This window comes from Pedobacter sp. AC402 (genome assembly GCF_979252805.1).
The window spans coordinates 657,209-681,904 of sequence record NZ_CEEDAI010000011.1 but is presented as its reverse complement, the minus strand read 5'-3'; the positions used below and the strand labels follow the sequence as shown (position 1 = coordinate 681,904).

Sequence of the window (24,696 nt, the reverse complement as noted above, 5' to 3'; positions counted from 1 at the left end):
ACAGACTTTTGACTAAAAGACTACCGGATAACTTCTCTCGAAATTACCATCTTTTGTATCTCAGAAGTACCTTCATAAATCTGCGTAATTTTGGCATCTCGCATTAAACGCTCTACATGGTACTCTTTTACGAAACCGTAACCACCATGTACCTGTACGGCTTCTATGGTAACATCCATTGCTACTTTTGAGGCGAAAAGTTTAGCCATTGATCCTGCCTGAGTATAAGGCAATCCCTGATCTTTTAACCAGGCGGCTTTGTACACCAGTAACCTGGCCGCTTCTATCTGTGTAGCCATATCGGCCAGTTTAAATGCTATGGCCTGATGCTCAGCAATTGGTTTACCAAAAGATTTACGTTCTTTGGCATATTGCGTAGCCAACTCAAAAGCTCCTTGAGCAATGCCCAAAGCCTGTGCAGCAATACCTATCCTTCCCCCTTCTAAAGTTTTCATGGCAAACTTAAAGCCGAAACCGTCTTCACCAATCCTGTTTTCTTTCGGAACTTTAACATCGTTGAACATTAAAGAATGCGTATCAGAACCTCTGATACCCAATTTATTTTCTTTTGGCCCAATAGTAAACCCTTCCGTTCCTTTTTCTACAATAAAAGCATTTATGCCTTTGTGCCTTAATTCGGGATGTGTTTGCGCAATAACGAGATAGGTTGAGGCAGTACTGCCATTGGTAATCCAATTCTTAGTACCGTTTAGCAAATAATAATCACCCTTATCTTCTGCTGTTGTACGCTGCGATGTAGCATCAGATCCTGCTTCTGGCTCCGACAAACAAAATGCCCCGATCTTTTCGCCAGCGGCCAATGGTTTTAAATATTTTTCTTTTTGGGCTTCGTTACCGTACGCCTCCAATCCGTAGCAAACCAAAGAATTATTTACCGAAACGACTACTGAGGCAGAGGCATCGATTTTAGACAGCTCTTCCATCACCAGTACGTAAGAAATGGCATCCAGTCCGCTACCGTTATATTTTTCGCTCACCATCATTCCCAGGAAACCTAATTCTCCAAGCTTTTTGACTTGCTCTGCCGGAAATTTTTGATGCTCGTCTCTTTCGATCACTCCAGGTTTTAACTCCTGCTGCGCAAAATCGCGTGCAGCCTGTTGGATCATTAATTGTTCTTCACTTAATTCAAAATGCATAACATTTATGTATAAAAGGTTAGTAAATCAAATGTAGCATTTCTGATTGAAATTACTATGGCTGCATAGTAATTTATTTTTAATTAGAGCTTACTGGAAGGATAATTAAAAAGCCAGGGCATGCAGTGTGTTAAAACGCCTAAACAAAGAGTTATTTTGTTTCTTTTTTGGTTAGGATCAGGAATAAACTCAAACTCCCTAAAATGAGAATGAGCAAAACCTGGGAGGAATGAATGATGGTAGAATAGGCCAATCCATCTTTAAAAGATACGGCGTACAATACTAGGGATTGGGCAACCATCCAGTGGAAAACACCTATACCGCCCTGAACCGGGGCCGCCATTGCGAAACCAGAAAACACAATTGCGGTAAAAGCAGCGTTAAAATGCAAACCGGAAGTTGCTTCAATAGATGAAAATGCAAAATACATGGAAAGTGAATAGAAAATCCATATTCCCAGTGTATAGATTAAAAATAATCCTTTTCGTTTAAGTTTACTGTAAGAACCAAATCCCTGGCGCAAGCTTACAAATGTGCGCAAGAATTTTTTGCTGAATTTTTGACGGAGAAAATAGATTCCGGCTGCGATAAAGACTATAATTAGTATACCGATTATAATAAGCCACAAATAATTAACGGTGTTTACTTTTTTTACCAGGTTGAGGTAGATGGTATTGTACAGAAAGCCCGAAACAATGTTGTATTGAAAAAGCACCACGGCCAGGCTAGTGAGCAAAAGCATTAGAACATCGAAAAGCCGCTCAGTAATTACAGTACCTATAGAGGCAAACATAGGTACTTTTTCTGCTTTGTGAATAACGGAACAGCGGCCAATTTCTCCAAAGCGTGGCAAAGCCAGGTTGGCAAGGTAGCCGATCATTACAGCATGATAAGCACTCCAGAAACTTACTTTATAATGGATGGATTGATAGAGCATCTGCCAGCGCAGGGCCCGTAAAACGTGCGCTATCCAAACGGCCACGGCAGATGTGATGACCCAAAAATAATCAGCAGTTTTAATTTCCTGCCAAATCTTACCTAAATCCTGACCTCGAAAAGCTAAATATAATACCCCTATTCCTATTAAAAACAGGATGATGTATTTTAGCGCTGTTTTAAGGTCGAATGTCACAAGGTTATTTTAGCAAGTGGTTGTTATCATCAGGAAAAACAAGGATCGGGTTGTATTTTTTAGCTTCTTCTATTGGTAGTGACCCGTATGACATGATAATAAGGATATCGCCTAGCTGTGCCAACCGCGCTGTTGCGCCGTTTAAACAGATGGTTCCGGTACCACGCTCGCCTTTAATTACATAAGTTTCGAAACGTGCGCCGTTATTATTATTTACAATCTGCACCTTTTCATTAGCAATAATGTTAGCTGCATCCATCAAATCCTCATCTATCGTAATACTGCCTACATAATTTAATTCGGCCTGTGTTACCTTAACACGGTGTATTTTCGATTTTAATATTGTAATAACCATTTGGCAAAGTTAGTAATCAGTTTGGAGTTTTCCGTCATCAGTTTGGAGTTTCACAAAGGAGCAGAATGTTAAAGGTAAATCGTGATGGTGCATTGCAGACAGCTTAAAAGCTTTGGCCAATAGCCATAAGGCAATGAAACATTAAACAACTACATCATTTATTACTTAATAATCATATTATCGATTAACCTTGTTGAACCAACTTTTGCGGCAACCAGGGCAACGAGATTGTTTTCATCTTTAGATTTTGCGGGTTCCAGCGTATCGCCATTGGCTATGGTAAAATAATCAAGTTCTACACCATCCAAATCATCATAGAACGATTTTGCTTTGGTTTCTAGTTCTTCTAATGTATATTCATTAAATTGATCGATAACAAATTGCAGTGACTTACTCAGCACCAATGAATGTTCGCGATCGCTCTCCGATAAGTGAATATTACGGCTACTCATGGCCAGGCCATCATCTTCTCTGATAATCGGGCAGGTAATAATGGTAATAGGCAGCTTAAAATAAGCCAGCATATTCTTGATCATCAATACTTGTTTAAAATCTTTTTGTCCGAACATGGCCACATCGGGCTCAACGGCATCGAAGAGTTTTTTTACAATCTGTGTTACGCCTTGGTAATGGCCTTTTCTAAATTCGCCTTCGAGTAAAAATTCCGCATTGCCTAAATCGATATGCCAGGCTTCATCTGCTCCGGCGGGATACATTTCCTCTACGTTAGGCATAAATACACCATTACAGCCTGCATCTTCGAGCATAGCTAAATCATGCTCAATGGGGCGGGGATATTTTTCCAAATCTTTCGGATCTGTAAACTGTGTTGGATTTACGAAAATGCTACAGATAATGATATCGGCATTTTGCTGGGCCAGTTTTATCAAAGATATGTGGCCATTGTGCAGGGCACCCATAGTAGGTACTAATGCAATTTTTTTAGCTGATGCTTTTAAAGGTTTTAAAAAAGCTTTAAGCGCTGCTTTGGTTTTAAATATTTCCAATTCGGACAATCTAAATTAAAGCCGTAAAGGTGTAAATTAATCTAAACGAAACCAAACAAATGCTTGCTATATTGATAAATAGTATTATTATGCTTACCTTTGCAGCTCATTATCTTTTATTTAACTTAATATTTTCTTAGAATATGGAGATGGCAAAAACGAAGCTGCTGATTGTTACACACGAGATGTCGCCTTTCCTCGAGCTTACTAAAATTTCTGAAATTACGCGCCAGTTACCGCAGGCAATGCAAGAGAAAGGATTCGAAATCCGCATCTTAATGCCAAAATTCGGTAACATCAACGAAAGAAGAAATCGTTTACACGAAGTAATACGCTTATCGGGAATGAACATCATTATTGATGACAATGATAACCCTTTAATCATTAAAGTAGCCTCCATCCCAGCTGCACGCATGCAGGTGTATTTCTTAGACAACGAAGAATATTTTCAGCGCAAACAGGTATTTAGAGATGCCAGCGGAAAATTCTTTGATGACAATGATGAACGCACAATTTTCTTCTGCAAAGGCGCTTTAGAAACCGTTAAAAAATTAGGTTGGGCACCAGATATCGTTCATTGCCACGGCTGGATGAGCTCGTTGGTTCCTGCTTATATTAAAACTACCTATAAAAACGATCCTACTTTTAAAAATTCGAAAGTAGTGTATTCAATTTATGAGGATGGCTTTACAGAAAAATTAAATGCTGATTTTGCAAAGAAAGCTGTAATGGCAAATATGACGGAAGACGACACAAAAGCTTTTTTACCATCTGATTGCAACAGCATGCACATTGGCGCAATAACACACTCAGATGCAGTGGTTTTAGCAGATGAAAACCTGGATAAAGATGTGTTAAAATTTGTTAAAGATTCCAATAAGCCAACATTAGCTTTTAACTTAACCGAGAATTTTGAAAACTTCTATACTTTTTATGAAGAAATTTCAAATGACGAATTGGTTTCAGTTGCTTAATTAGGTATTATTATTTTAAATATGAAATTTACAAAACAAGACTTATTAACCCTGTTGATAGGTCTTTTTCTTTTTGCATCATGTAAAAATCCCGACGGTGTGGGTTTAGATGTTGATCCGAATACTGCAATTACCGGAACGCTCGTGGTATCTCCGGTAAAATCTCAACTCGTTCCGGAAACTGCCGCAAACACTTTTGGATTAAACCGTTATCCGCTAGGCTATATGACAGATCCTGTTTTCGGTAAAACCGAGGCGAGTTTGGCCATGACTGTTTATCCTGCGAGTTTAAGCTACGATTTTGGAACTTCTCCAACACTTGATTCGGCAGTTTTGGTATTAAAACTTGATGAATCCAGTACGGCAACCAAATTTTATGGAGATACAACCAATTCTAAATACAGCATTGATGTTTATCAATTGGCAAACAAGGTTGAAAACTACAAAAGTTCTGATGTACAGCCTTTTAACAACACCTTGCTAGGAAATTTTACCGGCAAAATTGCACCAAATACAAAAGCAAAAATATTTGATATTGTTACTGGTAAAGCTGATACTTTAAAAACAGTACCGGCACAGATCAGAATTCCTTTGAATAAAGCATTTATACAGAATAACATTTTGAACCTGGGTACAACCGGAACTGCTTCAAATGCTAAATTTATTGATGCTTTTAAAGGTTTATACGCCCAAATTAACAAAACATCTTCAACAGGTGTTGGGGGTATTGCTTTCTTTAACTTTACAGGTACCGATTCTTATTTACAATTGGTTTGGAAGAAAGTAAATTCATCAAGCGGAATAGATACCGCAACGGTAAACTTCCCGATTGGAGTATTGGTTAGCAATGGCAGCAGCGGCACAAGTGTAATTTCAGGTGTGGCCGCAAACATAAAACACGATTACGCAGGCACTCCTGTACAAGAACAGATTTCTGCGCCTGCAGCTTCATATAATGTAACTTATTTACAAGGCCTTGCAGGTGTAAAAACGAAGCTGAGCTTCCCTGATTTAACATCTTTTACCAACCTCTACGGAAAAGCTATTGTTAATAAGGCAGAACTGGTAGTAGAGTTGGGCGGTGGCGCCCCTGCTTATCCTTTTAATGCTGCACAAAGGCTTTCATTATACCGTTGGGATATTGCACAACAACCTGTAAGTATTCCAGACTATACTACTTTTACAAGCAGTACAGGTGGAGATGCATTGTTTGGAGGCTATTTTGATGCTTTAAAAAACCGTTATATATTTATTGTAACCAGTTATGTTCAAGGCTTAATTGACAAAACTACAGAAGATAATGGTACTTTTCTTGCGCCAACATCTTTTAACAATTTTCAGGTTGTACCAACTGCAACCTCTGCAGAAAGATCGATAATAGGAGCAACAAACTTAACAACAAACAAGTTGAAGCTAAATATTTATTATACAAAGATTAATTAATATATATCAACTCATTTTAATCTCCTGTTTCAAAAGAACAGGAGATTTTTTTTGTCCTGTGGTTTCTCCATAAATTTAAATTCACTCAAAATTCACCTAAGTCAAACGTTTGTTTAGTATGTTTACAGAATTAAAATTTATTCAAACTTATGTGTGGAATAGTAGGCTATATTGGTTATAGAGAAGCTTGGCCAATTGTACTTAAAGGACTTAAAAGACTAGAATACCGCGGTTATGACAGTGCTGGAATTGCACTGATGAATAACGATGGACAACATATTTACAAAAAAGCGGGAAAAGTTGCCGTTCTGGAAGAATTTGCCGAAGACCAGGATAAATCCGGCACAGTAGGCATGGGCCATACGCGTTGGGCTACACATGGTGTACCTTCTGACCGTAATTCCCATCCGCACACTTCAAATAACGATAAGCTTTCTATTATCCATAACGGGATTATTGAAAACTATGCTACCTTAAAAGAAGAGTTAACCCGCCGTGGGCACGAATTTAAAAGTGATACGGATACAGAGGTTTTGATCCACCTGATTGAAGAAATCCAAAAAATAGAAAATATTGACCTGTTGGAAGCTGTTCGTTTGGCACTAATGGAAGTAATTGGTGCTTACGCGATTGTGATTATGGATAAAGATCATCCTGATCGGTTAATTGCAGCCCGAAAAGGGAGTCCGATGGTGATTGGCGTTGGCAAGGGCGAATATTTTATTGCTTCTGATGCTACACCGATTATCGAATACACCAAAAATGTAATTTACCTTAATGATAATGAGATTGCGCTGGTAACCAAAGATGATCTTTTGGTTAAACGATTGGATAATGCGGTGCAAACACCATTGATCCAGGAATTGCAGTTACAGCTTGAAATGTTAGAAAAAGGGGGCTTTGAGCACTTTATGCTTAAAGAGATTTATGAACAACCACGCTCTATTAAAGATTGTATGCGCGGCCGGATTTATCCTGCAGAAGGAAAAGTTCAGCTTGGTGGAATTAAAGAATTTGCAGAAAAATTAAAAAATATAGATCGGATAATTATTGTGGCCTGTGGAACATCGTGGCATGCAGGTTTGGTTGGCGAGTACCTTATCGAAGAGTATGCACGCATCCCTGTTGAGGTAGAATATGCTTCTGAGTTTAGGTATAGAAACCCGATTATTACAGAGAAAGATGTGGTAATTGCGATTTCACAATCAGGAGAAACTGCCGATACGATGGCGGCTATCGAAATGGCAAAAGAACGTGGGGCAACCATTTTTGGAATCTGCAACGTTGCAGGAGCTTCTCTATACCAAGATTGACGCATGCCGGGGTTTACACGCATGCTGGTCCTGAAATCGGGGTAGCATCAACCAAAGCTTTTACGGCACAGGTAACGGTTTTAACTTTGATGGCTTTTTACATGGCCCAGCAAAAAGGAACCATCACCACTTCAAAACTGATTGAACTTTTAACGGAATTGGATAATATTCCTGAAAAAATCCAGTTTGCGCTATCCTCAAACGATTTAATTAAAGAAGTTGCAGAAAAAATAAAAGATTCTACCAATTGTTTATTTTTAGGGAGAGGTAGTGGATTCCCTGTGGCATTAGAAGGCGCTTTAAAGCTCAAGGAGATTTCTTATATCCATGCCGAAGGTTATCCCGCCGCAGAGATGAAACACGGCCCAATCGCTTTAATTGATGAAGAGATGCCTGTGGTTTTTATTGCCACACAAAATTCCTCATATGAAAAAGTAATCAGCAATATCCAGGAGGTAAAAGCCAGGAAAGGAAAAGTTATTGCCATTGTAACCCAGGGTGATACTGAAGTTAAAAAAATGGCCGATTACTGCATTGAAATACCTGATGCAAATGAAGCGTTTTTGCCGCTTTTGGCTACTATACCACTTCAGTTACTCTCCTACCATATTGCAGTAATGAGGGGGTGTAATGTAGATCAGCCAAGAAACCTAGCCAAATCGGTAACAGTTGAATAATTTAGGCATAAAAAAAGCTACCTCTCATCAGGTAGCTTTTTTTATTGATTGTATCTTTTTTAGAAAGGAAGATCTCCGCTTTCATCAGCTGAGCCGATCGTAAATTCATCTTCAATCTTCGATTCTGTATTTTGGTGTACAGGTGTTGTCGGACTTTGCTCAAAGTCACTTTTTCTGCCCAACATGGTAAAATTTTCGGCAACAATCTCTGTCACATATTTTTTTACTTTTTCTTTGTCTTCAAAAGATCTCGTTCTCAATTTTCCTTCGATATAAACCAGTTTACCTTTTTGGAGGTATTTTGAAGCAACTTCAGCCAAACCCCTCCATAACACAATATTGTGCCATTCTGTTTGTTCTACTCTTTTGCCGTCTTTGTTGTATGTTTCCGATGTAGCTAGCGGGAAACTGGCTACAGTTACGCCACCGTCTAAATGTCGCACTTCAGGGTCTTTGCCTAAGTGGCCTACTAAAATAACTTTGTTAATCCCAGACATAAATATTTTTGGTTAGTTGTTTCGTTTTGTTAATGTGCACCGCTAAGATGGTTAGTTACTCCATTTTGTGCTTATAAAAGTATTCCTGTATAAAATCGTGGATTACTTTTGGTTGCGGTAACTCATCTAACTTATTTAAAGAAACCCAATTAAGTTCCTTTTGTTTATTAAAGTTAAATATATAATTTTTTAATGCAAAAAATTGGACATGGATTATTTGGTGAGTCAAGAGGTGTTTTTTTGCACTTATAAATTCAAAATTTACATCATTGCCAAAGGCTTCTTTAACCTGATCAATAAATATTCCGGTATTAAATCCGAATTCCGCTGTGGTTTCAAGGCTTGGAAAATCGTATAAATGATGCCATATATCTCCAGCCTGCCTTTCTTTAACGAGCACCTTTTCATGATCATAACAAATGAAATAATTAATATAACGGTGCTTTTGCGCGGCTTTTTTGATTTTAACAGGAAGCGCATTTACCTCATGATGAGTGTAAGCATAACAGGTTTGGTTTAATGGACAAATGCCGCAATTGGGAGATTTTGGTTTGCACTGTATTGCTCCAAATTCCATTATAGCTTGATTATACAGTGCCGGATCTTCTTTAAAAAGCAACTCGTTTGCTAAGGAAAAGAACTGTTTTTTACCTGCCGGAGAATTGATTGCCGTATCAATGCCGTAGTACCTCGAAAGCACGCGGAAAACATTTCCATCTACCACAGCACGTGCCTCACCGGCAGAAAAAGAAGATATTGCCGCAGCCGTATATTCGCCGATTCCTTTCAACTTTATCAGCTCATCATGCAGATTTGGGAAGATTCCATGGTGATCTTTAACTACAATTTGCGCGGTGGCATGCATATTTCTGCCCCTGGAATAGTAGCCTAAACCTTGCCAAAGCTTCAAAACTTTTGCTTCGGTTGCATTGGCAAAATCAGTAACGGTAGGAAAATTTGATAAAAATTTATTAAAGTATGGAAGCCCCTGCTCTACCCTGGTTTGTTGCAGGATAACCTCTGATAACCAGATGGTATAAGCATCAGTGGTATGCCTCCAGGGCAAATCTCTCTTGTTTATCAGATACCAATTGATGAGTTCATTTTGAAATGTCATTACTGCAAATTACGGTGTATTTATCCGATTAAAAAAAAAAGTTGCAATTGACTGATAAGTCTGGAGATAAAAAAATCATCTTTTATTTCCCTATCTCATTAAAAAGCAATACTTTTGCAACCCCAAAACAGTAGTAATATTAAAACACAATAATATAATAAATAATAAAATATGACTAAGGCAGATATTATTTCAGAAATATCAACAAAAACCGGAATTGAGAAGGTTGATGTACAGGAAACGGTTGAGGCATTTTTCAAGGTTATCAAAACCAGCATGATTGGCGGTGAAAATGTATATGTTAGAGGCTTCGGAAGCTTTGTTGTTAAAAAGAGAGCGCAAAAAACTGCGAGAAATATCTCAAAAAATACTGCAATAATTATCCCAGAGCATTTTGTTCCTAGCTTCAAACCAGCAAAAGTATTTGTTGATAAAGTGAAAAGCAATTCAAAAAAAATTAAAGTAGAAGCCTAAGTCTTAACGTTATGAATAGCAACATCAGATCAAAACAAACCATTATTATTGGAGCGATTGTATTGCTTGTTGCATTTTTATTTACAAGAGACATAAAGGGTTTGGTGAAACCGACCGAAGAAAATGGAAAAATGCCTGAAAGCGGCCAAATGGCTAACGCAGGTTCTTCAGCAGCTTTATCGGCCTTAAACCTCGAAACTTCATCTACAGCTGCAAAAAATGTAATCAATAAAAACCTGGCTACAGACATTACAGCTTTAGAAAACACTTACAAAAACGCAAACGGTGCAGAGAAGGTTGAGCTTGCAAAACAATTGGCCTAGAAATGGGACGATGTAGAGCAAATCACCCCATCAGCACTTTATTTAGAAATTGTAGCACAGGCCGAACCATCATCAAAATCATGGCTGGCATCTGGTAATCAATTTGTTAAAGCTTTTGAAAGTACACAGGATAGTATAGCTCAACCTGCTTTATTGCAGAAAGCAAATACATCTTATAAAAACGCATTAGAGAAAGATTCTACAAACATTGAAGCTAAAACAGGCTTAGGTGTAACGATAGTAAATGGCTTAGGCGCACCAATGCAAGGTATTGCAATGTTGCTGGAAGTTGCGGCTAAAGAACCTAAAAATGTAAAAGCGAATATGAATTTAGGATTGTTCTCAATAAAATCAGGTCAGTTCGACAAAGCAATTCCACGTTTTAACACTGTAATTGCCGCCGCTCCGATCCTGAAGCCTATTTTTATTTAGGAACAGCTTTAGAAAATTTAGGCAGAAATAAAGAAGCAGTAAATGCTTATCTATCAAGCAAAAAATTAGCGGCTAACCCAACCTTATCTTCTTTCATTGATAAGAAGGTGGCTGAACTAAAGAATAAAAATTAATTAACAGATTAATAAAAACATTTAAAACTTAAAACTATGCCAAGCGGTAAAAAAAGAAAAAGACATAAAATGGCTACCCACAAACGTAAAAAACGTTTAAGAAAAAACAGACATAAGAAAAAATAGTTTCTTATTTTGATAAAGCTTATTAAACCTCATAGTAAACACTATGAGGTTTAAATAATTTATATGATTTTCGATTATATGGATTTAGGCTATATCAATGTTTTTATTTACTATCCATTTGTTAATAGGCGAAAGCCTTAAATCTGTAGCTGTTGGTAAAAGAATTAATTATCAATTCGACTCCTGCCGGAGTTACCATAGCGTTGATTGAAGACAAACAACTTGTTGAGCTTCACAAAGAACAAATCAATAATAACTACGCCGTAGGCGATATTTATTTAGGCCGCATTAAAAAAATTATGCCCGGCCTGAATGCTGCTTTCGTGGATGTTGGTTATGAAAAAGATGCATTTCTGCATTATTTTGATTTGGGCCCTCAGGTGCAATCTTTAATTAAGCTAACTAAGATCAAGCGTAATGGCTCGGTTACAGGCACATTATTAGATAATTTAAAGCTAGAAGCCGACATTAACAAGGCAGGCAAAATTTCTGATGTGCTGAGTAAAAACATGCTCCTCCCTGTGCAAATTGCAAAAGAGCCAATTTCTACAAAAGGACCGCGTTTAAGTTCCGACATTTCGATTGCCGGCAGGTATGTGGTACTGGTGCCCTTCTCCAATACCATATCTGTATCAAAAAAAATAAAAAGCAATACCGAACGTAATCGTTTAAAAAAGATTATTGAAAGTATTAAACCTCAAAATTTTGGGGTAATTATCAGAACCGTTTCTGAAGGCAGAGGAGTTGCCGAAATGCAAAAAGATCTTTTGGATTTAATTGCTAAATGGGAAAACTTCATTAAAAAAATACCTGCTACCGAACCTTCAAAAAGAGTTTGGGGAGAAATGGACAGATCATCAACGTTAATCCGTGATATTCTGAACCCTGATTTTACAAACGTTTACGTAAGTACACCAGAGTTGTACGATGATATCCGTTCTTATGTGCACGATATTTCTCCGGAAATGGAAAAGATCGTTAAACTGTACAAACAGAAAGAACCCATCTTCGACCACTTCGGGATAGAAAAGCAGATTAAAAATGCTTTCGGAAAAACAGTAAACTTACCAGGTGGTGCTTACTTAGTTGTAGAGCACACCGAAGCACTTCACGTAATAGATGTGAATAGTGGAAACCGCACTGCCAGTAAAGAAAACCAAGAGGAAAATGCTTTACAGGTAAATAAAGAGGCGGCTAAAGAAATTGCCCGTCAATTGCGCTTGCGTGATATGGGCGGTATTGTGGTAATCGATTTTATCGATATGCACAAACCAACAAACCGTAAAATGCTATTCGATTATTTGCGTGAGCTGATGTTATTGGATAGAGCCAAACATACTATTTTGCCTCCGAGCAAATTTGGTTTGGTACAAATTACCAGGCAGCGTGTGCGCCCGGAAATGAATATTGTAACGGTAGAAAAATGCCCGGCCTGCGGTGGTACAGGAGAAATTAAAGCGAGTATCGTTTTAATGGATGATATTGAAAACAACCTTAATTATATTTTAAGAGAGCAAAATGAAAAAGGCGTAACACTTTCCGTGCACCCATACATTGAAGCTTACATAACAAAAGGAATTTTCAACCTTCAACGCCGTTGGTTCTTTAAATATGGCCAATGGATTAAAGTAAAGGCACAATCATCGTATTATTTAAACGAGTTTCACTTCATCTCCGCAAAAGACGAAGAGATTAAACTATAACTCAAAACACTTTCAATTAAAAGCCTGGATTTTTTTTAAATTCAGGCTTTTTTGTTTTAAAAGATAAAAGCAATAAGTTTTAATTTCCACCCGCACGGAATTACGATCGCTTTTATGATATCGTGCCGACGCAATTTGGCAAACGTTTAATTGTTCAAAAAAATAAAAGCAATTCAATTCAGATAGGTTAAATTCGTAATCTAAAATTTTAATCAATTGGCAAAAACAAAAAGTGCATTTTTCTGTCAGAGTTGTGGTTATGAATCAGCAAAGTGGTTGGGTAAATGTCCATCATGTAACCAATGGAATACTTTTGTAGAAGAAATAGTAGAAAAAAGCTCAGCATCTGTTCCAACCTGGAAAAGTGATTCATCAAGTCGTAAATTGAGCAAACCGAGCAAAGTTGATGAAATACAATCTTCTACTGAACGGAGAATATTAACGGGAGATAAAGAACTCGACCGTGTTTTAGGCGGTGGCCTGGTAGAAGGCTCGTTGGTATTGATCGGTGGCGAACCCGGGATTGGAAAATCAACCTTGATGTTGCAACTGGCTTTAAATTTAAAAGGTAAAAAACTGCTTTATATTTCTGGAGAGGAAAGTGAACAGCAAATTAAAATGCGTGCTGAGCGGATTCAGGAAAACCCAACTTCCAACTGTTATATCTTAACCGAAACCTCTACCCAGAATATTTTTAAACAGATTGAAATTTTAATGCCTGAGATTTTGGTTGTAGATTCTATCCAAACGCTTCATTCTGCCCATATCGATTCTACCCCGGGGAGTGTATCCCAGGTTAGGGAATGTACAGCCGAACTGTTGCGCTTTGCAAAAGAAACAGGTGTGCCCGTTTTCCTCATAGGTCATATTACGAAAGATGGTGCCATTGCAGGCCCCAAAATACTGGAACACATGGTTGATACTGTTTTGCAATTTGAAGGCGACAGGCACCATGTTTACCGCATATTACGATCAATTAAAAACCGTTTCGGTGCAGCGGCAGAATTAGGGATTTACGAGATGCAGGGCAGTGGCTTGAGAGAAGTTTCCAATCCTTCAGAAATTTTACTATCGCAACGTGATGAAGAACTAAGCGGCATTGCGATTGCAGCTACTTTAGAGGGCGCCAGACCAATGCTAATCGAAACCCAGGCTTTGGTAAGTTCAGCGGCCTACGGCACGCCACAGCGATCGGCAACAGGCTTTGATACCAAGAGAATGAATATGCTTTTGGCTGTGCTGGAAAAGCGATGCGGTTTTAGATTAAGCACACAAGACGTTTTCTTGAATATTGCGGGCGGAATAAAGGTAGAAGATCCTGCAATTGATTTAGCTGTACTAATTGCCATTATTTCTTCACATCAGGATATAGCTGTTTCTTCAAAAAACTGTTTTGCAGCAGAAGTTGGGCTATCAGGAGAAATAAGGGCGGTAAATAGAATTGAACAGCGTATTGCAGAGGCTGATAAGTTGGGTTTCGAAACCATTTACATTTCTAAATACAACTTGAAGGGGATCGCATTAGAAAAGTATAACCTAGAAATCAAAGCGGTAAGTAAAATAGAAGAAGTTTTTAGTCTTGTTTTTGGCTAATAGTTGGGGAAACAATTCAACAACATTCCCCATATAGAAGAAAAAATTCCACGGTTCCACAATTTTGGCAAAAACGATATAAAAAGGCAAAACAAAATAAACTGCTTATTATTAGCGGTTTACATCTAAAATAAAAAATATAGATGGATTTGGATTAAGCTTTGCCTAGTAACGTATGTTCTATGAGGCCATAGAACTTTACGAAAATGGGATGATTTTTCCCCGTTGGTGGACACCAACGGGGAATTTTTTTGCCTTTAATTTATTTAAAGAAAAATTAAATAACTTTGATTCAAGATAATAACCGGAACCATATAATAAATAAACATGAAAAAGATCATTTTGAGTTTAAGCCTTTGCCTATCTGTAGCATTTGCATTTGCCCAAACCGCTTACAACGGACAAAAATTCGGAGAGGAAGTTAAACCCGGAAATGTAAAACCCGCAGCAAAAATGGAAGCTGCAATGGGAGACAAAAAAACGGCAGACATGAAAATTGAAGGCAAAGTGGTAGATGTATGTAAGAAAAAAGGTTGCTGGATGACCCTTGAAATGCCAAATGGTGAACCGATGCGGGTAACATTTAAAGATTATGCCTTTTTTATGCCAATGGATATTGTAGGCAAAAAAGTTGTTTTAGACGGCTTAGCTAAAAAACAAACAATTTCTGTGGAAACTTTACGTCATTATGCGGAAGATGCAAAAAAAACTCCTGAAGAAGTAGCAAAAATTACAGATCCTAAAAAGGAGCTTGCTTTTTGAAGCTAAAGGCGTGGTAATTTTAGATAAATAGGTTTAAAATCTGAAATCCTAATATAGAGGCTGAAAAAGCTTAATTGTCTCCGTTTGTAACGAGGATCTTGAGGTAAGCATTTGCAATGCGAAAATAGTTTCTTTAACAGCGATAAAATCGCTTTTCTCGTACATCCTTCGTTACAAACAAGGACGATGTAGTATGATTATCTATGAATTTTCTGTGCTTCCATTGCAGAAACTATCTCTAGTTCATTACCGAATTACCAAACACTTACAATTGATAAGTACGAAGCAATCCTGAAACACACGCTAGTGTAGCGATCGTTATAAGATTGCTTCGTCGGTTGAAAAAGCCTTCTGGCTATGAAGATACCCATAGGATATTCATTTCCTTGAAATAATGTCATTCATATTGATTTTATACAATAAATTCTCCCTCACGATGACATATATATTAAGATACAACCTCCTACTATTGGATAAGATTTTATTACAAAACCCAATTCCAGCCAAACTCATCAGGAGCTAAGCCGTAACGGATATCGTTTAATTTTTTAGCAATTCCATTGGAAATGTGCCTTGTAGATGGATCAGTTAATTTATAAATCTGACCATTATAACCCATTTCGCCAACATGCGTAACTGTAGCAGCAGTTCCTGCAGCAAATGCTTCTGTTAAGCTTCCGTTTTCAATTCCCTCGATCACCTCTTTAACAGAAACCCTACGCTCCTCAACCTCAACACCGGCCTCTTTAGCCAGCTTAATAATTGTATCGCGCGTTACGCCATCTAAAACTGTACTGCGTACTGATGGGGTAACCAGTTTACCATTAATTACAAAAAGCAAATTTGCGGTTCCGGCTTCTTCGATAAATTCGTGTGTAACAGAATCCGTCCAGATTAACTGATCAAAACCTTCTTTTTTAGCCTGCTCAAAAGGGTATAGTGAACGGGCATAATTTCCGGCAGTTTTAGCAAAGCCAACTCCACCTTCATCTGCACGGGTAAATTCAGTTTCGATTTTAACTTTTAAAGCACTGCTATAATATGGACCGGTTGGTGTGGTTAATAAGGCAAATTTATAAGAATCAGATGCTTTTACCCCTAAATATGGGTCCATGGCAAACATTACCGGACGGATATACAAAGCGTAATCTTCCTGGTTAGGCACCCATTTCTCATCCACATTGATTAACGCTGCCAAACCTTGCATAAAAATTTCTTCAGGGATACCTGGCATCGACATCCTTGCCGCTGATTTGTTAAAGCGTTCGAAATTTTTATCAGCACGGAAAACACTAATCTTTCCGTCGGGTTGACGGTATGCTTTTAATCCTTCGAAAATTGCTTGTCCGTAATGAAGTGCTGAAATTGCAGGGCTCATAGGAATGGGGCCATAAGGAAGAATCTGTAAATTTTTCCATTCGCCATCTTCAAAGTCGGCTGTAAACATGTGATCGGTAAAAACCTTACCGAATGGTAACTGCGAAAAATCAGTAACAGCCAAACGGGTTTCGGTTGCATTCGTGATTTTTATATCTAATGTCTCGGTCATTGTATTTGAATTTTGAATGAGTGAATGATCGAATGATTGAGTATTTTACCTGCTCATTCTTATATTCAATCATTAATTATTTCGCGCAAATTAAGAAAAAACGTGCTTTTTTAATAGCTTTTTATAATATTAATCTTTGTTTTTGAGTGTTTTAAGTACACTAAGCACCCATCCTTTGCCCCACTCTTCCATTTGTTCATCCGTCCATAAGAAAGGATAGAAGATTCTTTTTTGAAAACGCGGAGGCAGGTATTTTTGCCAGTTGGTTCCTCCTGTTGCGGCAACATCAACAGGATCTTTCTCTAAATAACGTACCGCCGATTTATAATGTGATAAAGGCCATTCTACGTTTACATATAAATCTAATTTGCGCAGCTCTTCTGCAAGTGCTGTAACATCTGCTCCATTTGCCTGTAATTGATGATATAGCGCCGAAAAATTAGTTAGTGTACGATCTTTTGCCAGCTGCAGAAACTGAGCAGCATACTTTTTAATAAACTGTTTAAGGGTTAAGGTTTGTTTGCCCGAAGCCAGCTCAGTTGCCCCAAATTTCCAATAAATATTTTCAAACTGCTCTTCTATTGTTGCAGTGCTTAAAGCTACACGTTTAGATTTATCAACCAGGCGGATAAAATCAGTAGCACAGATTTCAATCATCCTATACTGCCCCGATTGGAACCCACTTGCCGGTAATAGCGACATGCGGAATTTTAAAAACTGTTCTTTCTCCATACCATCAACCATTACTTCAAAAGATGTGGTTAGGGCATTGAAATAAGCGTTAATGCGTTTTACGCGGGCAGTAAAAAACTCAACCGTTAAATTTTCATGCTCAGCAATCTGCCTGCACTCGTGCAAAGCTAGTTTAAAATAGAGCTCGGTAATCTGATGGTACATGATAAAGATTTCTTCATCAGGAATTGGTGTTTTAGGGCTTTGCAAACTGAGTAACGTATCCAGATGGATATAATCCCAGTAGGTTAGGAAATCGGCATATAAAAGGCCATCGAGGTAGGAGGCCATATCCTGCCCCATTGCGGTATACTTTTCTTGTAATTGGTTTAATTTGTCTTTTATTTCTGGTGTGAAATCCATTGTTTGAAGTTAGCTGGTACAAAGGTGATAAAGATTTTGCAACAAATAACTAAATTTTATACATTTGAAACCAAGGCGATGGGGTACCGCCAAAACCGCCCAAACAGGCTGATGACTCCTACGATTTTATTTAAAATTGAATTCAAATGCCTGTTAAAAAATTAACAGAAGGATTTCTTCTGTCTGTTCATCGCTTTATTAAATTCGACTTCGGATTACTCTTGATTAGTACACTTAAGTGGTTGCTGATTTCTGCGCTACTAGGGGGGCTTATCGGGTCTGCTTCAGCCTTGTTTCTGGCTACTTTAAACTGGGTAACCAACTACCGCGAACAACACCTCTGGATCATTGCCTTTTTACCTTTAGCTGGTATTAGTATTGGTTTGGCTTATCATTATTGGGGCACAGCAGTGGTAAAGGGAAACAATCTCTTAATTGAAGAGTTACAATCGCCTAAAAAGATCATACCAATTGTGATGGCTCCGTTAATTTTTGCCGGCACAATTATTACCCATTTATTTGGAGGATCAGCCGGAAGAGAAGGTACTGCTGTTCAAATTGGTGGTGCATTTGCCGATCAGTTTACCAAACTATTAAAACTTAATGCCAGAGACAGGAAAGTTATTCTGATTTGCGGCATTAGTGCTGGCTTTGCCTCCGTTTTTGGAACCCCATTAGCTGGTGCCGTATTTGGGTTGGAGGTTTTTGTGGTTGGAAGTTTAACTTATAGTGCAATTCTACCTTCGTTTATTACCGCAATAATTGCCGATTATGCATGCAAGGCCTGGGGCGTTGGCCATACCCATTATAGTATCTCTGTAATACCTGAACTAAACTCGGTTAACCTGCTGCTATCATTAGGGGCCGGTATATTGTTTGGACTTACAGCAAGATCTTTTTCTGCCTTAAACCATGGTTTATCCAAGATTTTCAGTAAAATTAAGTATCCGCCGCTTCGTCCTTTTATAGGTGGAATAATTTTGATTGGCATTATTTACCTGATTGGAAATACGCGTTACATTGGTTTAGGGATACCTGTTATTTCAGCCTCATTTACACAACAAGAAGCTTACTATACCTTTGCCATTAAATTATTTTTAACAGCTTTAACATTAAGTGCCGGGTTTAAGGGAGGGGAAGTAACCCCACTTTTTTTTATTGGAGCAACATTGGGTAGCTTTTTGAGTTTTTTTATTCCATTGCCATTGGGATTGCTCGCGGGAATGGGTTTTGTAGCTGTTTTTGCAGGCGCAGCAAATACTCCGTTAGCCTGTATTTTTATGGGTGTAGAGTTATTCGGAACCTCCTCGGGAATTTACATCGCCCTTGCCTGTGTTACTGCATACCTGTTCTCGGGCCATACCGGGATTTATCAATCACAAACGATTGGGGCCCCGAAACATTTGTTGCTGAAGAGGCGTTGAGGGAACGGGGTGGATAATGTAAATAAAAAGCCTAGGCCATGGAACCGTAGTCCTAATATTTCTTAAACTAAGGGAACTGGCTTTGACAACCTTCTAAAGAATTGCAAAGAAGGTTGTCAAAGCTCATCAAACCTCATACTATTATTAAGGTCTGTATGAAATTCTATATATTCTTTTTTTCCGCCAAACCAATCCAGTACTTCTTGCTTCTTTAATTTACTATCTGTATTCAATAAAATCCTGTTGTACGAACTCCACTTCCATTCTCTAAAATTTACTATAAGGTTGTGTTTCTGGGGATTTGTATGAATATAATAAATGAGCCTAATTAAATAGAATTCATCATTTATCTGGGCGCGCTTGAAGGGCGTTTGAAACAACGTACCTATTCTTCCATGCTGAATATTGAATGCCAATGCGTAAGATTGAAAAAATATTCTGAATTGTTTGCTTACAATTTCATGGATTGAAAAATTGCTAATTGAATCTAAGACCTTTAAATTTTCTTTAACCTGGATCAGCAGATGAAAGTGATTTCCTAATAAACAATATGCATATACATTTAAAACATTAGAAAGGTACTTGTCGAGCTTTTTCAGGAAAAACTTGTAGTTAGCATCTGATTTAAAAAGCGGTTGCCTATCTATAGATCGGTTATAAACGTGATAAAATTTCCCTTCTTCAAATTGAGTATAGTAATGTTCGGTTTTTGCCATAAGCGTGTTGCATAAACCAAGATACCTAAAAAACATCATTCTTCATTTTAATAGCTTTGACAAATTCTTCCTATATTATTAGTAAAGTTGTTAAATACTATCGCAATGGTATATTATTAATAGTACACTATGCTTAAAACGCTTTGACAACTTCCTTTCTATTTTATTAGTAAAGTTGTCAAAGACTACCCGAAAATACAATCCTGATTAATATAGTACCCTAAACTTTATGGTTTGTTCGATTTTTTTAAGCGATTTAAACAATTGTTTATCGTATTGGGCATTTATATCGGTAATGGCATAGCCTATTTCGGTGTTGGTCATTAAAAACTGGCTTACAATATTGATATCGTGTTTGGCAAAAACAGTATTAATTTTAGCCATTATACCTGGCACATTTTTATGGATATGGATTAAACGGTGCGATTTCTCAATTTTTGGCAATTGTAAATTTGGAAAATTACTGCTTAAATAAGTTGCTCCGGTGTTCATAAAATCGGCAACGCGTTTGGGAATAAAATCTATGTTGCGCGGGTTATTTTTTGGATCGTCGAAAACTACGATTCCCTGTTTGGTACAAAGGTCAAGATCTATTTTATTCTTTGCACTTCCCAAATACCCAATTGTTTTAAGTTTGGCTGCATTTTTCAACTGCTCTTTATCTATTTTTTCGCCATCAGCCAACAATATTATGCCAACATCTTTTACATATTTCTCTTCGAAAGTGGTTTTATGGCGAATAGATAATCCATCATTTTTAAGGATTGAGATGGTTAAAGGATCAACTTCACCAATTACCAGACAAAGAATTCGGTTTTTTGGATAAGAGATTGCCCGTGGAAGATCATTTACATACAAAAACTCATCAAAACTTGGCGTAACATGATCTGCTTTAGATACAATGCTTTCGCGCGCAATGTTCTCGGTAAAAGCAAAAAATTTATTGATAATTCCGCTTTCACGCAACTGGAAATCTGAGTAACCATCTCCGATGCCAAAAAGTTCGCCTTCTAATTTTAAATGTTTAAGCAACTTTACTTTACCACCTTCTTCGCTTAGCGGGTTGGCGTGGTCGTAATCTATAATTTTACCATCACCGGTGGTAACAAAGGTATTGGCATAAATATTTTCTTTTTTAATGTGATATTGGCTTACTACTGGCGTAATAAACTCCTTAAATCCGCCGGAAACAATCAAAACCTCGTCGGCATGTTTTTTAAAAAACTCTGCATTACGCGAAAAAGACGTTGATACTTTCTTTTTTAAATGTTTAATCAGCTGTTTTAAATGCTCCTCATTTGCTTCGAGCAGTTTAACCCGTTGGGCTAAACTTTCGGAGAAGGAAAGTTTCCCTTCCATAGCAAAATTGGTATAATCTTCAATTTTTTGAAAAATCGCTTCTTTATCTGGGTGGTTCTTCAGCGAAATGCGGGCAAGTTCATCAAGTGCTTCTACCTGGGTAAAGGTACTGTCAAAATCGATGATGTAATAGGCTTTTTGTTTGGGCATTATCTTAAATGTTGGGTAATTTCTTTTATGCTTTCGGCAACCGGCTTAAAGTTAATGCCAGTTTCCGTTTTTACTTTATTATTATTGTAATAACTCAAAGTTAAACTGCTTTTTGCTGCATCTTTGGTAATAGAAGGCTGTGTACCGGTAAACAAGGAAGCAAATTTAAGTGCCCGCCAGGCTATTCCGAGCATCCATGGTTTCGCTTCTTTTACAGGTGCTTTAACTCCAAAACCCTAGCAATTTCGCCAAACAGCTCTTTTATAATGATAATCATCAGCAGATATGATAAAACGTTCACCAGAAACTTCGGCATCCATTAAAAGGATCATGGCTTTTGCCACATCTTCAACATCTACAAAGCCTGATGCGCCATCTGTATAAAACGGGAAGCCTCCTTTTACCAATTTAAAAATAGCTCCACTCCCTTCAAAACCTGCATTTTTACCAATAATAACCGATGGATTGACTATAACCGCATCCAAACCTTCGGTTATACCCCGCCATACTTCCATTTCGCCTTCATACTTTGATAATCCATAGGCATGGGCTTTGGCATCATACTCCCAGAAATCTTTTTCCGTAATTTTTTGTCCTTTTTTTGCATTTCCAAGGGCTGCTACCGAACTAACATGCAACAAACGGCAGTTATTTTCGGCACAAAGGTTTACGATGTTAGATGTTCCTTCAATATTTACATGAAAAAGCTGTTTTTTATCTTTTGGGTTAAAAGATACAAATGCAGCGCAATGGTAAACTTTGGTAATTCCCTCAAAGGCATCTTCGAGTATAGAAGGTTCATTAATATCGGCTTCAAACCACTCAATTAATGGAATATCTTTTATCAATGCAGGGATTTTAGATTTCGCCCGCCTCAGTGCCCGCACAGTTAAACCTTTATCAGTTAACTGTTTAATTAATTCAGATCCTAAAAATCCAGTTCCTCCGGTTACCAGTATCATTTTATTTTTTTCGGGCTATATGTGGAAATACGCATTCAAAAATAGATATTTGAGCCGAGAGTTTTAAATATATGTCATTAACGGATTTCTTTTCACCCATAAACCCCGATAGTTTTACACCCAGGCAAGGATTTTTTACAAGTCAGCTGGGTTTAAAAGCGCAGATTTACACCGAAACCTTTCCCGATTTTGAGGAGCATACCTACGATCTGGCTATTTTTGGCGTGCTTGATGGAAGAGGGGCGGTGAACAATGAAGGCAGTGCGCTTGCTCCAGATTATTTTAGAGAGAAATTTTATAAGCTCAATGAAGGTCCTTTTAGTACCAGAATTGTAGATTTAGGCAATATTAAACACGGCGCAACCATTGCTGATACATATATCGCCATTAAAATGGTGGTTTCTGAACTCATCAAAAAAGACATCATCCCAATTATTATTGGTGGCGGGCAGGATTTAACCTATGGCCAGTATCTGGGTTACGAAGATTTAGAGCAAAAAGTAGATCTGGTTGTTATTGATAACCAATTTGATATCGGTGATGATGACCATGAAGGAATTGCCACCCGATCGGACTGTTACCTGAATAAAATTTTCTTACACCAGCCCAATTATCTGTTCAATTTTAGCAATGTAGGGTACCAAACTTATTTTGTAAACCAGGAAAGTTTGAGCGTGATGGATAAACTGTATTTTGACGTTCATCGCTTGGGCGAGTTTGCCCAGGATATTACTTTGACTGAACCCATTATCCGCAATGCAAACATGATCAGCTTTGATATAGGTGCAATCCGATCTGCCGATGCTGCCGCAAATGCCAATACCACACCGAATGGTTTTGATGGTGAAGAAGCCTGCCGCATTGCCCGCTATGCAGGCATGAACGATAAATTAACCTCAATTGGCTTTTACGAATTTAACCCTGCTTACGACAATAACGGACAAACGGCTTTTTTACTCGCCCAAATGGTATGGTATTTTATAGAAGGTTATTACGCCCGTAAAAAAGATTTTCCACTTACACCAAAATCTCAATTTATGATATACCGTACCAGTTTAAAAGATGGTTCGGGCGAAATGATGTTCGTGAAAAGCAAAAAATCAGACCGGTGGTGGATGCAGGTACCTTATCCATCCGGACAAACTAAAAACGAGCGTTACCACCTTGTACCTTGCCGATATGATGACTACCAGACTGCCGTAAATGGCGAAATGCCTGATTTGTGGTGGAGAACCTATCAGAAATTAAATTAACCCGCAGTAAAAATAAGTGTTGCTAAAAGAGTTGTCAACTTTAATAGCACGGTTGCCAGAAAGTTGACAACGCTGAAATAGTATTATAATAATAAAATTCTGTAACCGATTTGGGCATGCCCCAAGCTGCACAAGGGTCGGGCTATACGTTCCAATCTTTTTTGATGAAGGATCAAAAAAAGGATTTCCACTGCTATCCCTCATGCAAAAGAAAACCAATGTGCCTTTATTTTGGTTGAAAAAGTATTAAATGGTCTGTGGAGACACAGACCATGGGGATTTTTCCTAAAAGAGTTGTCATTTTAATAGTAGGGTTGCAAAAAGGTTGACAACGCTGAAATCAATATTTGTTTCTTGCTGGTAAAAAATAAGTAGTGCTAAATGAGTTGTCAACTTTAATAGCACGGTTGCCAAAAAGTTGACAACTCTGAAATTATTTGTTTAATAGTAAAAATAAGTAGTGCTAAAAGAGTTGTCAACTTTAATAGCACGGTTGCCAGAAAGTTGACAACTCTGAAATAGTATTATAATAATAAAATTCTGTAAACGATTTGGGCATACCCCAAGCTGCGCAAGGGTCGGGCTATACTTTCCAATCTTTTTTTGATGGAGGATCAACAAAAGGATTTCCACTGCTATCCCTCATGCAAAAATAAAACCATTGCGGCTTTGTTTTGGGTGGAAAAGTATTAAATGGTCTGTGAAGACACAGACCATGGGATTTTTCCTAAAAAAGTTGTCATTGTAATAGCAGGGTTGCAAGAAGGTCGACAACTCTGAAATTATTTGTTTCATAGTAAAAATAAGTAGTGCTAAACGAGTTGTCAGCTTTAATAACACGGTTGCCAGAAAGTTGACAACTCTGAAATAGCCCCAAGCTGCGCAACGTATAGCCCTTATGGAGAAAGAAAATTAGTGAGCCTTTAAATATTCTATCATAATTTTACACAGCTATTTACGTTTTTG

At 37.8% G+C, this 24,696-nt stretch carries 22 protein-coding genes, 1 pseudogene and 1 riboswitch; of the genes and pseudogenes, 11 read left to right on the top strand and 12 right to left on the bottom strand.

All coding sequences use genetic code 11. The features are described from left to right. Window positions 1-20 precede the first annotated feature (20 nt). The 4 genes from AC0IWE_RS21965 to panC all read right to left on the bottom strand — a co-directional run bounded on the left by AC0IWE_RS21965 (window position 21) and on the right by panC (window position 3,654). Complete coding sequence (locus AC0IWE_RS21965; protein WP_463492262.1) at window positions 21-1,160, bottom strand: acyl-CoA dehydrogenase; 1,140 nt, start codon at window positions 1,158-1,160, stop codon at window positions 21-23. A 151-nt stretch (window positions 1,161-1,311) separates the two neighbouring features. Next, the gene (locus AC0IWE_RS21960; RefSeq protein ID WP_471794734.1) at window positions 1,312-2,292 is read right to left on the bottom strand and encodes a lysylphosphatidylglycerol synthase transmembrane domain-containing protein; all 981 of its coding nucleotides are present in this window, start codon (window positions 2,290-2,292) and stop codon (window positions 1,312-1,314) included. A 4-nt stretch (window positions 2,293-2,296) separates the two neighbouring features. Next, a complete protein-coding gene (gene panD, locus AC0IWE_RS21955; RefSeq protein WP_055909206.1) occupies window positions 2,297-2,647 on the bottom strand; it encodes an aspartate 1-decarboxylase in 351 nt (116 codons plus the stop codon). A gap of 161 nt (window positions 2,648-2,808) precedes the next feature. Next, entirely contained in the window at window positions 2,809-3,654 is an 846-nt protein-coding gene (gene panC, locus AC0IWE_RS21950; protein ID WP_471794733.1) for a pantoate--beta-alanine ligase, read from the bottom strand. Between the two features lie 149 nt (window positions 3,655-3,803). Between panC and AC0IWE_RS21945 the strand changes: the two genes are divergently transcribed. The 3 genes and pseudogenes from AC0IWE_RS21945 to glmS all read left to right on the top strand — a co-directional run bounded on the left by AC0IWE_RS21945 (window position 3,804) and on the right by glmS (window position 8,061). Next, entirely contained in the window at window positions 3,804-4,628 is an 825-nt protein-coding gene (locus tag AC0IWE_RS21945) for a glycogen/starch synthase (protein ID WP_055909538.1), read from the top strand. Between the two features lie 21 nt (window positions 4,629-4,649). After that, complete coding sequence (locus tag AC0IWE_RS21940) at window positions 4,650-6,071, top strand: DUF4270 domain-containing protein (RefSeq protein WP_471794732.1); 1,422 nt, start codon at window positions 4,650-4,652, stop codon at window positions 6,069-6,071. A 149-nt stretch (window positions 6,072-6,220) separates the two neighbouring features. Beyond that, window positions 6,221-8,061 (top strand): annotated as a pseudogene (gene glmS / locus AC0IWE_RS21935) (glutamine--fructose-6-phosphate transaminase (isomerizing)). 59 nt (window positions 8,062-8,120) lie between these two features. Here the strand turns inward: glmS and AC0IWE_RS21930 are convergent. Both AC0IWE_RS21930 and mutY read right to left on the bottom strand, forming a co-directional pair. After that, window positions 8,121-8,558, bottom strand: coding sequence for a single-stranded DNA-binding protein (locus AC0IWE_RS21930; protein ID WP_055909216.1), 438 nt, complete (start codon window positions 8,556-8,558; stop codon window positions 8,121-8,123). Between the two features lie 55 nt (window positions 8,559-8,613). After that, window positions 8,614-9,675, bottom strand: a complete 1,062-nt coding sequence (gene mutY, locus AC0IWE_RS21925) for an A/G-specific adenine glycosylase (RefSeq protein ID WP_471794731.1) — start codon at window positions 9,673-9,675, stop codon at window positions 8,614-8,616. Between the two features lie 171 nt (window positions 9,676-9,846). On the opposite strand from mutY, the gene AC0IWE_RS21920 reads away from it, so the two are divergent. The 6 genes from AC0IWE_RS21920 (at window position 9,847) to AC0IWE_RS21895 (ending at window position 15,222) form a co-directional block, all read left to right on the top strand. Continuing rightward, on the top strand, window positions 9,847-10,149 hold the full coding sequence (locus AC0IWE_RS21920; RefSeq protein ID WP_055909222.1) for an HU family DNA-binding protein: 303 nt from the start codon (window positions 9,847-9,849) through the stop codon (window positions 10,147-10,149). 11 nt (window positions 10,150-10,160) lie between these two features. Beyond that, a complete protein-coding gene (locus AC0IWE_RS21915; protein WP_471794730.1) occupies window positions 10,161-10,472 on the top strand; it encodes a hypothetical protein in 312 nt (103 codons plus the stop codon). Window positions 10,473-10,625: 153 nt separating this feature from the next. Beyond that, window positions 10,626-10,904, top strand: a complete 279-nt coding sequence (locus AC0IWE_RS21910) for a tetratricopeptide repeat protein (protein ID WP_471794729.1) — start codon at window positions 10,626-10,628, stop codon at window positions 10,902-10,904. Window positions 10,905-11,316: 412 nt separating this feature from the next. Continuing rightward, window positions 11,317-12,867 (top strand): Rne/Rng family ribonuclease, encoded by a 1,551-nt coding sequence (locus AC0IWE_RS21905; RefSeq protein ID WP_055909227.1) that lies wholly within the window; start codon window positions 11,317-11,319, stop codon window positions 12,865-12,867. A 216-nt stretch (window positions 12,868-13,083) separates the two neighbouring features. Then, a complete protein-coding gene (gene radA / locus AC0IWE_RS21900) occupies window positions 13,084-14,460 on the top strand; it encodes a DNA repair protein RadA (protein ID WP_471794728.1) in 1,377 nt (458 codons plus the stop codon). A 327-nt stretch (window positions 14,461-14,787) separates the two neighbouring features. Next, window positions 14,788-15,222: a DUF4920 domain-containing protein gene (locus AC0IWE_RS21895; protein ID WP_471794727.1), complete on the top strand. Its 435-nt coding sequence runs from the start codon at window positions 14,788-14,790 to the stop codon at window positions 15,220-15,222. A gap of 484 nt (window positions 15,223-15,706) precedes the next feature. On the opposite strand, the gene AC0IWE_RS21890 is transcribed toward AC0IWE_RS21895, so the two are convergent. Further along, window positions 15,707-16,771, bottom strand: a complete 1,065-nt coding sequence (locus AC0IWE_RS21890; RefSeq protein ID WP_471794726.1) for a branched-chain amino acid aminotransferase — start codon at window positions 16,769-16,771, stop codon at window positions 15,707-15,709. A gap of 129 nt (window positions 16,772-16,900) precedes the next feature. After that, window positions 16,901-17,866 (bottom strand): tryptophan 2,3-dioxygenase family protein, encoded by a 966-nt coding sequence (locus AC0IWE_RS21885; protein WP_471794725.1) that lies wholly within the window; start codon window positions 17,864-17,866, stop codon window positions 16,901-16,903. A gap of 65 nt (window positions 17,867-17,931) precedes the next feature. Further along, a riboswitch (Fluoride riboswitch) is annotated at window positions 17,932-17,994 on the top strand. Between the two features lie 18 nt (window positions 17,995-18,012). Between AC0IWE_RS21885 and AC0IWE_RS21880 the strand changes: the two genes are divergently transcribed. Further along, window positions 18,013-19,290 (top strand): voltage-gated chloride channel family protein, encoded by a 1,278-nt coding sequence (locus tag AC0IWE_RS21880; RefSeq protein WP_471794724.1) that lies wholly within the window; start codon window positions 18,013-18,015, stop codon window positions 19,288-19,290. A 116-nt stretch (window positions 19,291-19,406) separates the two neighbouring features. Here the strand turns inward: AC0IWE_RS21880 and AC0IWE_RS21875 are convergent, their stop codons facing one another. The 4 genes from AC0IWE_RS21875 to AC0IWE_RS21860 all read right to left on the bottom strand — a co-directional run bounded on the left by AC0IWE_RS21875 (window position 19,407) and on the right by AC0IWE_RS21860 (window position 22,477). After that, a complete protein-coding gene (locus AC0IWE_RS21875; protein WP_471794723.1) occupies window positions 19,407-20,006 on the bottom strand; it encodes a transposase in 600 nt (199 codons plus the stop codon). A gap of 207 nt (window positions 20,007-20,213) precedes the next feature. Then, the gene (locus AC0IWE_RS21870) at window positions 20,214-21,515 is read right to left on the bottom strand and encodes an HAD-IB family phosphatase (protein WP_471794722.1); all 1,302 of its coding nucleotides are present in this window, start codon (window positions 21,513-21,515) and stop codon (window positions 20,214-20,216) included. Continuing rightward, entirely contained in the window at window positions 21,515-21,709 is a 195-nt protein-coding gene (locus tag AC0IWE_RS21865; RefSeq protein WP_471794721.1) for a hypothetical protein, read from the bottom strand. Before AC0IWE_RS21865 ends, AC0IWE_RS21870 begins: the two co-directional genes overlap by 1 nt. Window positions 21,710-21,751: 42 nt before the next feature. Further along, window positions 21,752-22,477 carry an NAD-dependent epimerase/dehydratase family protein gene (locus AC0IWE_RS21860; RefSeq protein ID WP_471794720.1) on the bottom strand — a complete coding sequence of 242 codons (726 nt, stop codon included), beginning with the start codon at window positions 22,475-22,477 and terminating at the stop codon, window positions 21,752-21,754. A gap of 71 nt (window positions 22,478-22,548) precedes the next feature. On the opposite strand from AC0IWE_RS21860, the gene AC0IWE_RS21855 reads away from it, so the two are divergent. After that, window positions 22,549-23,730, top strand: a complete 1,182-nt coding sequence (locus AC0IWE_RS21855; protein ID WP_055909247.1) for a formimidoylglutamase — start codon at window positions 22,549-22,551, stop codon at window positions 23,728-23,730. Window positions 23,731-24,696 lie beyond the last annotated feature (966 nt).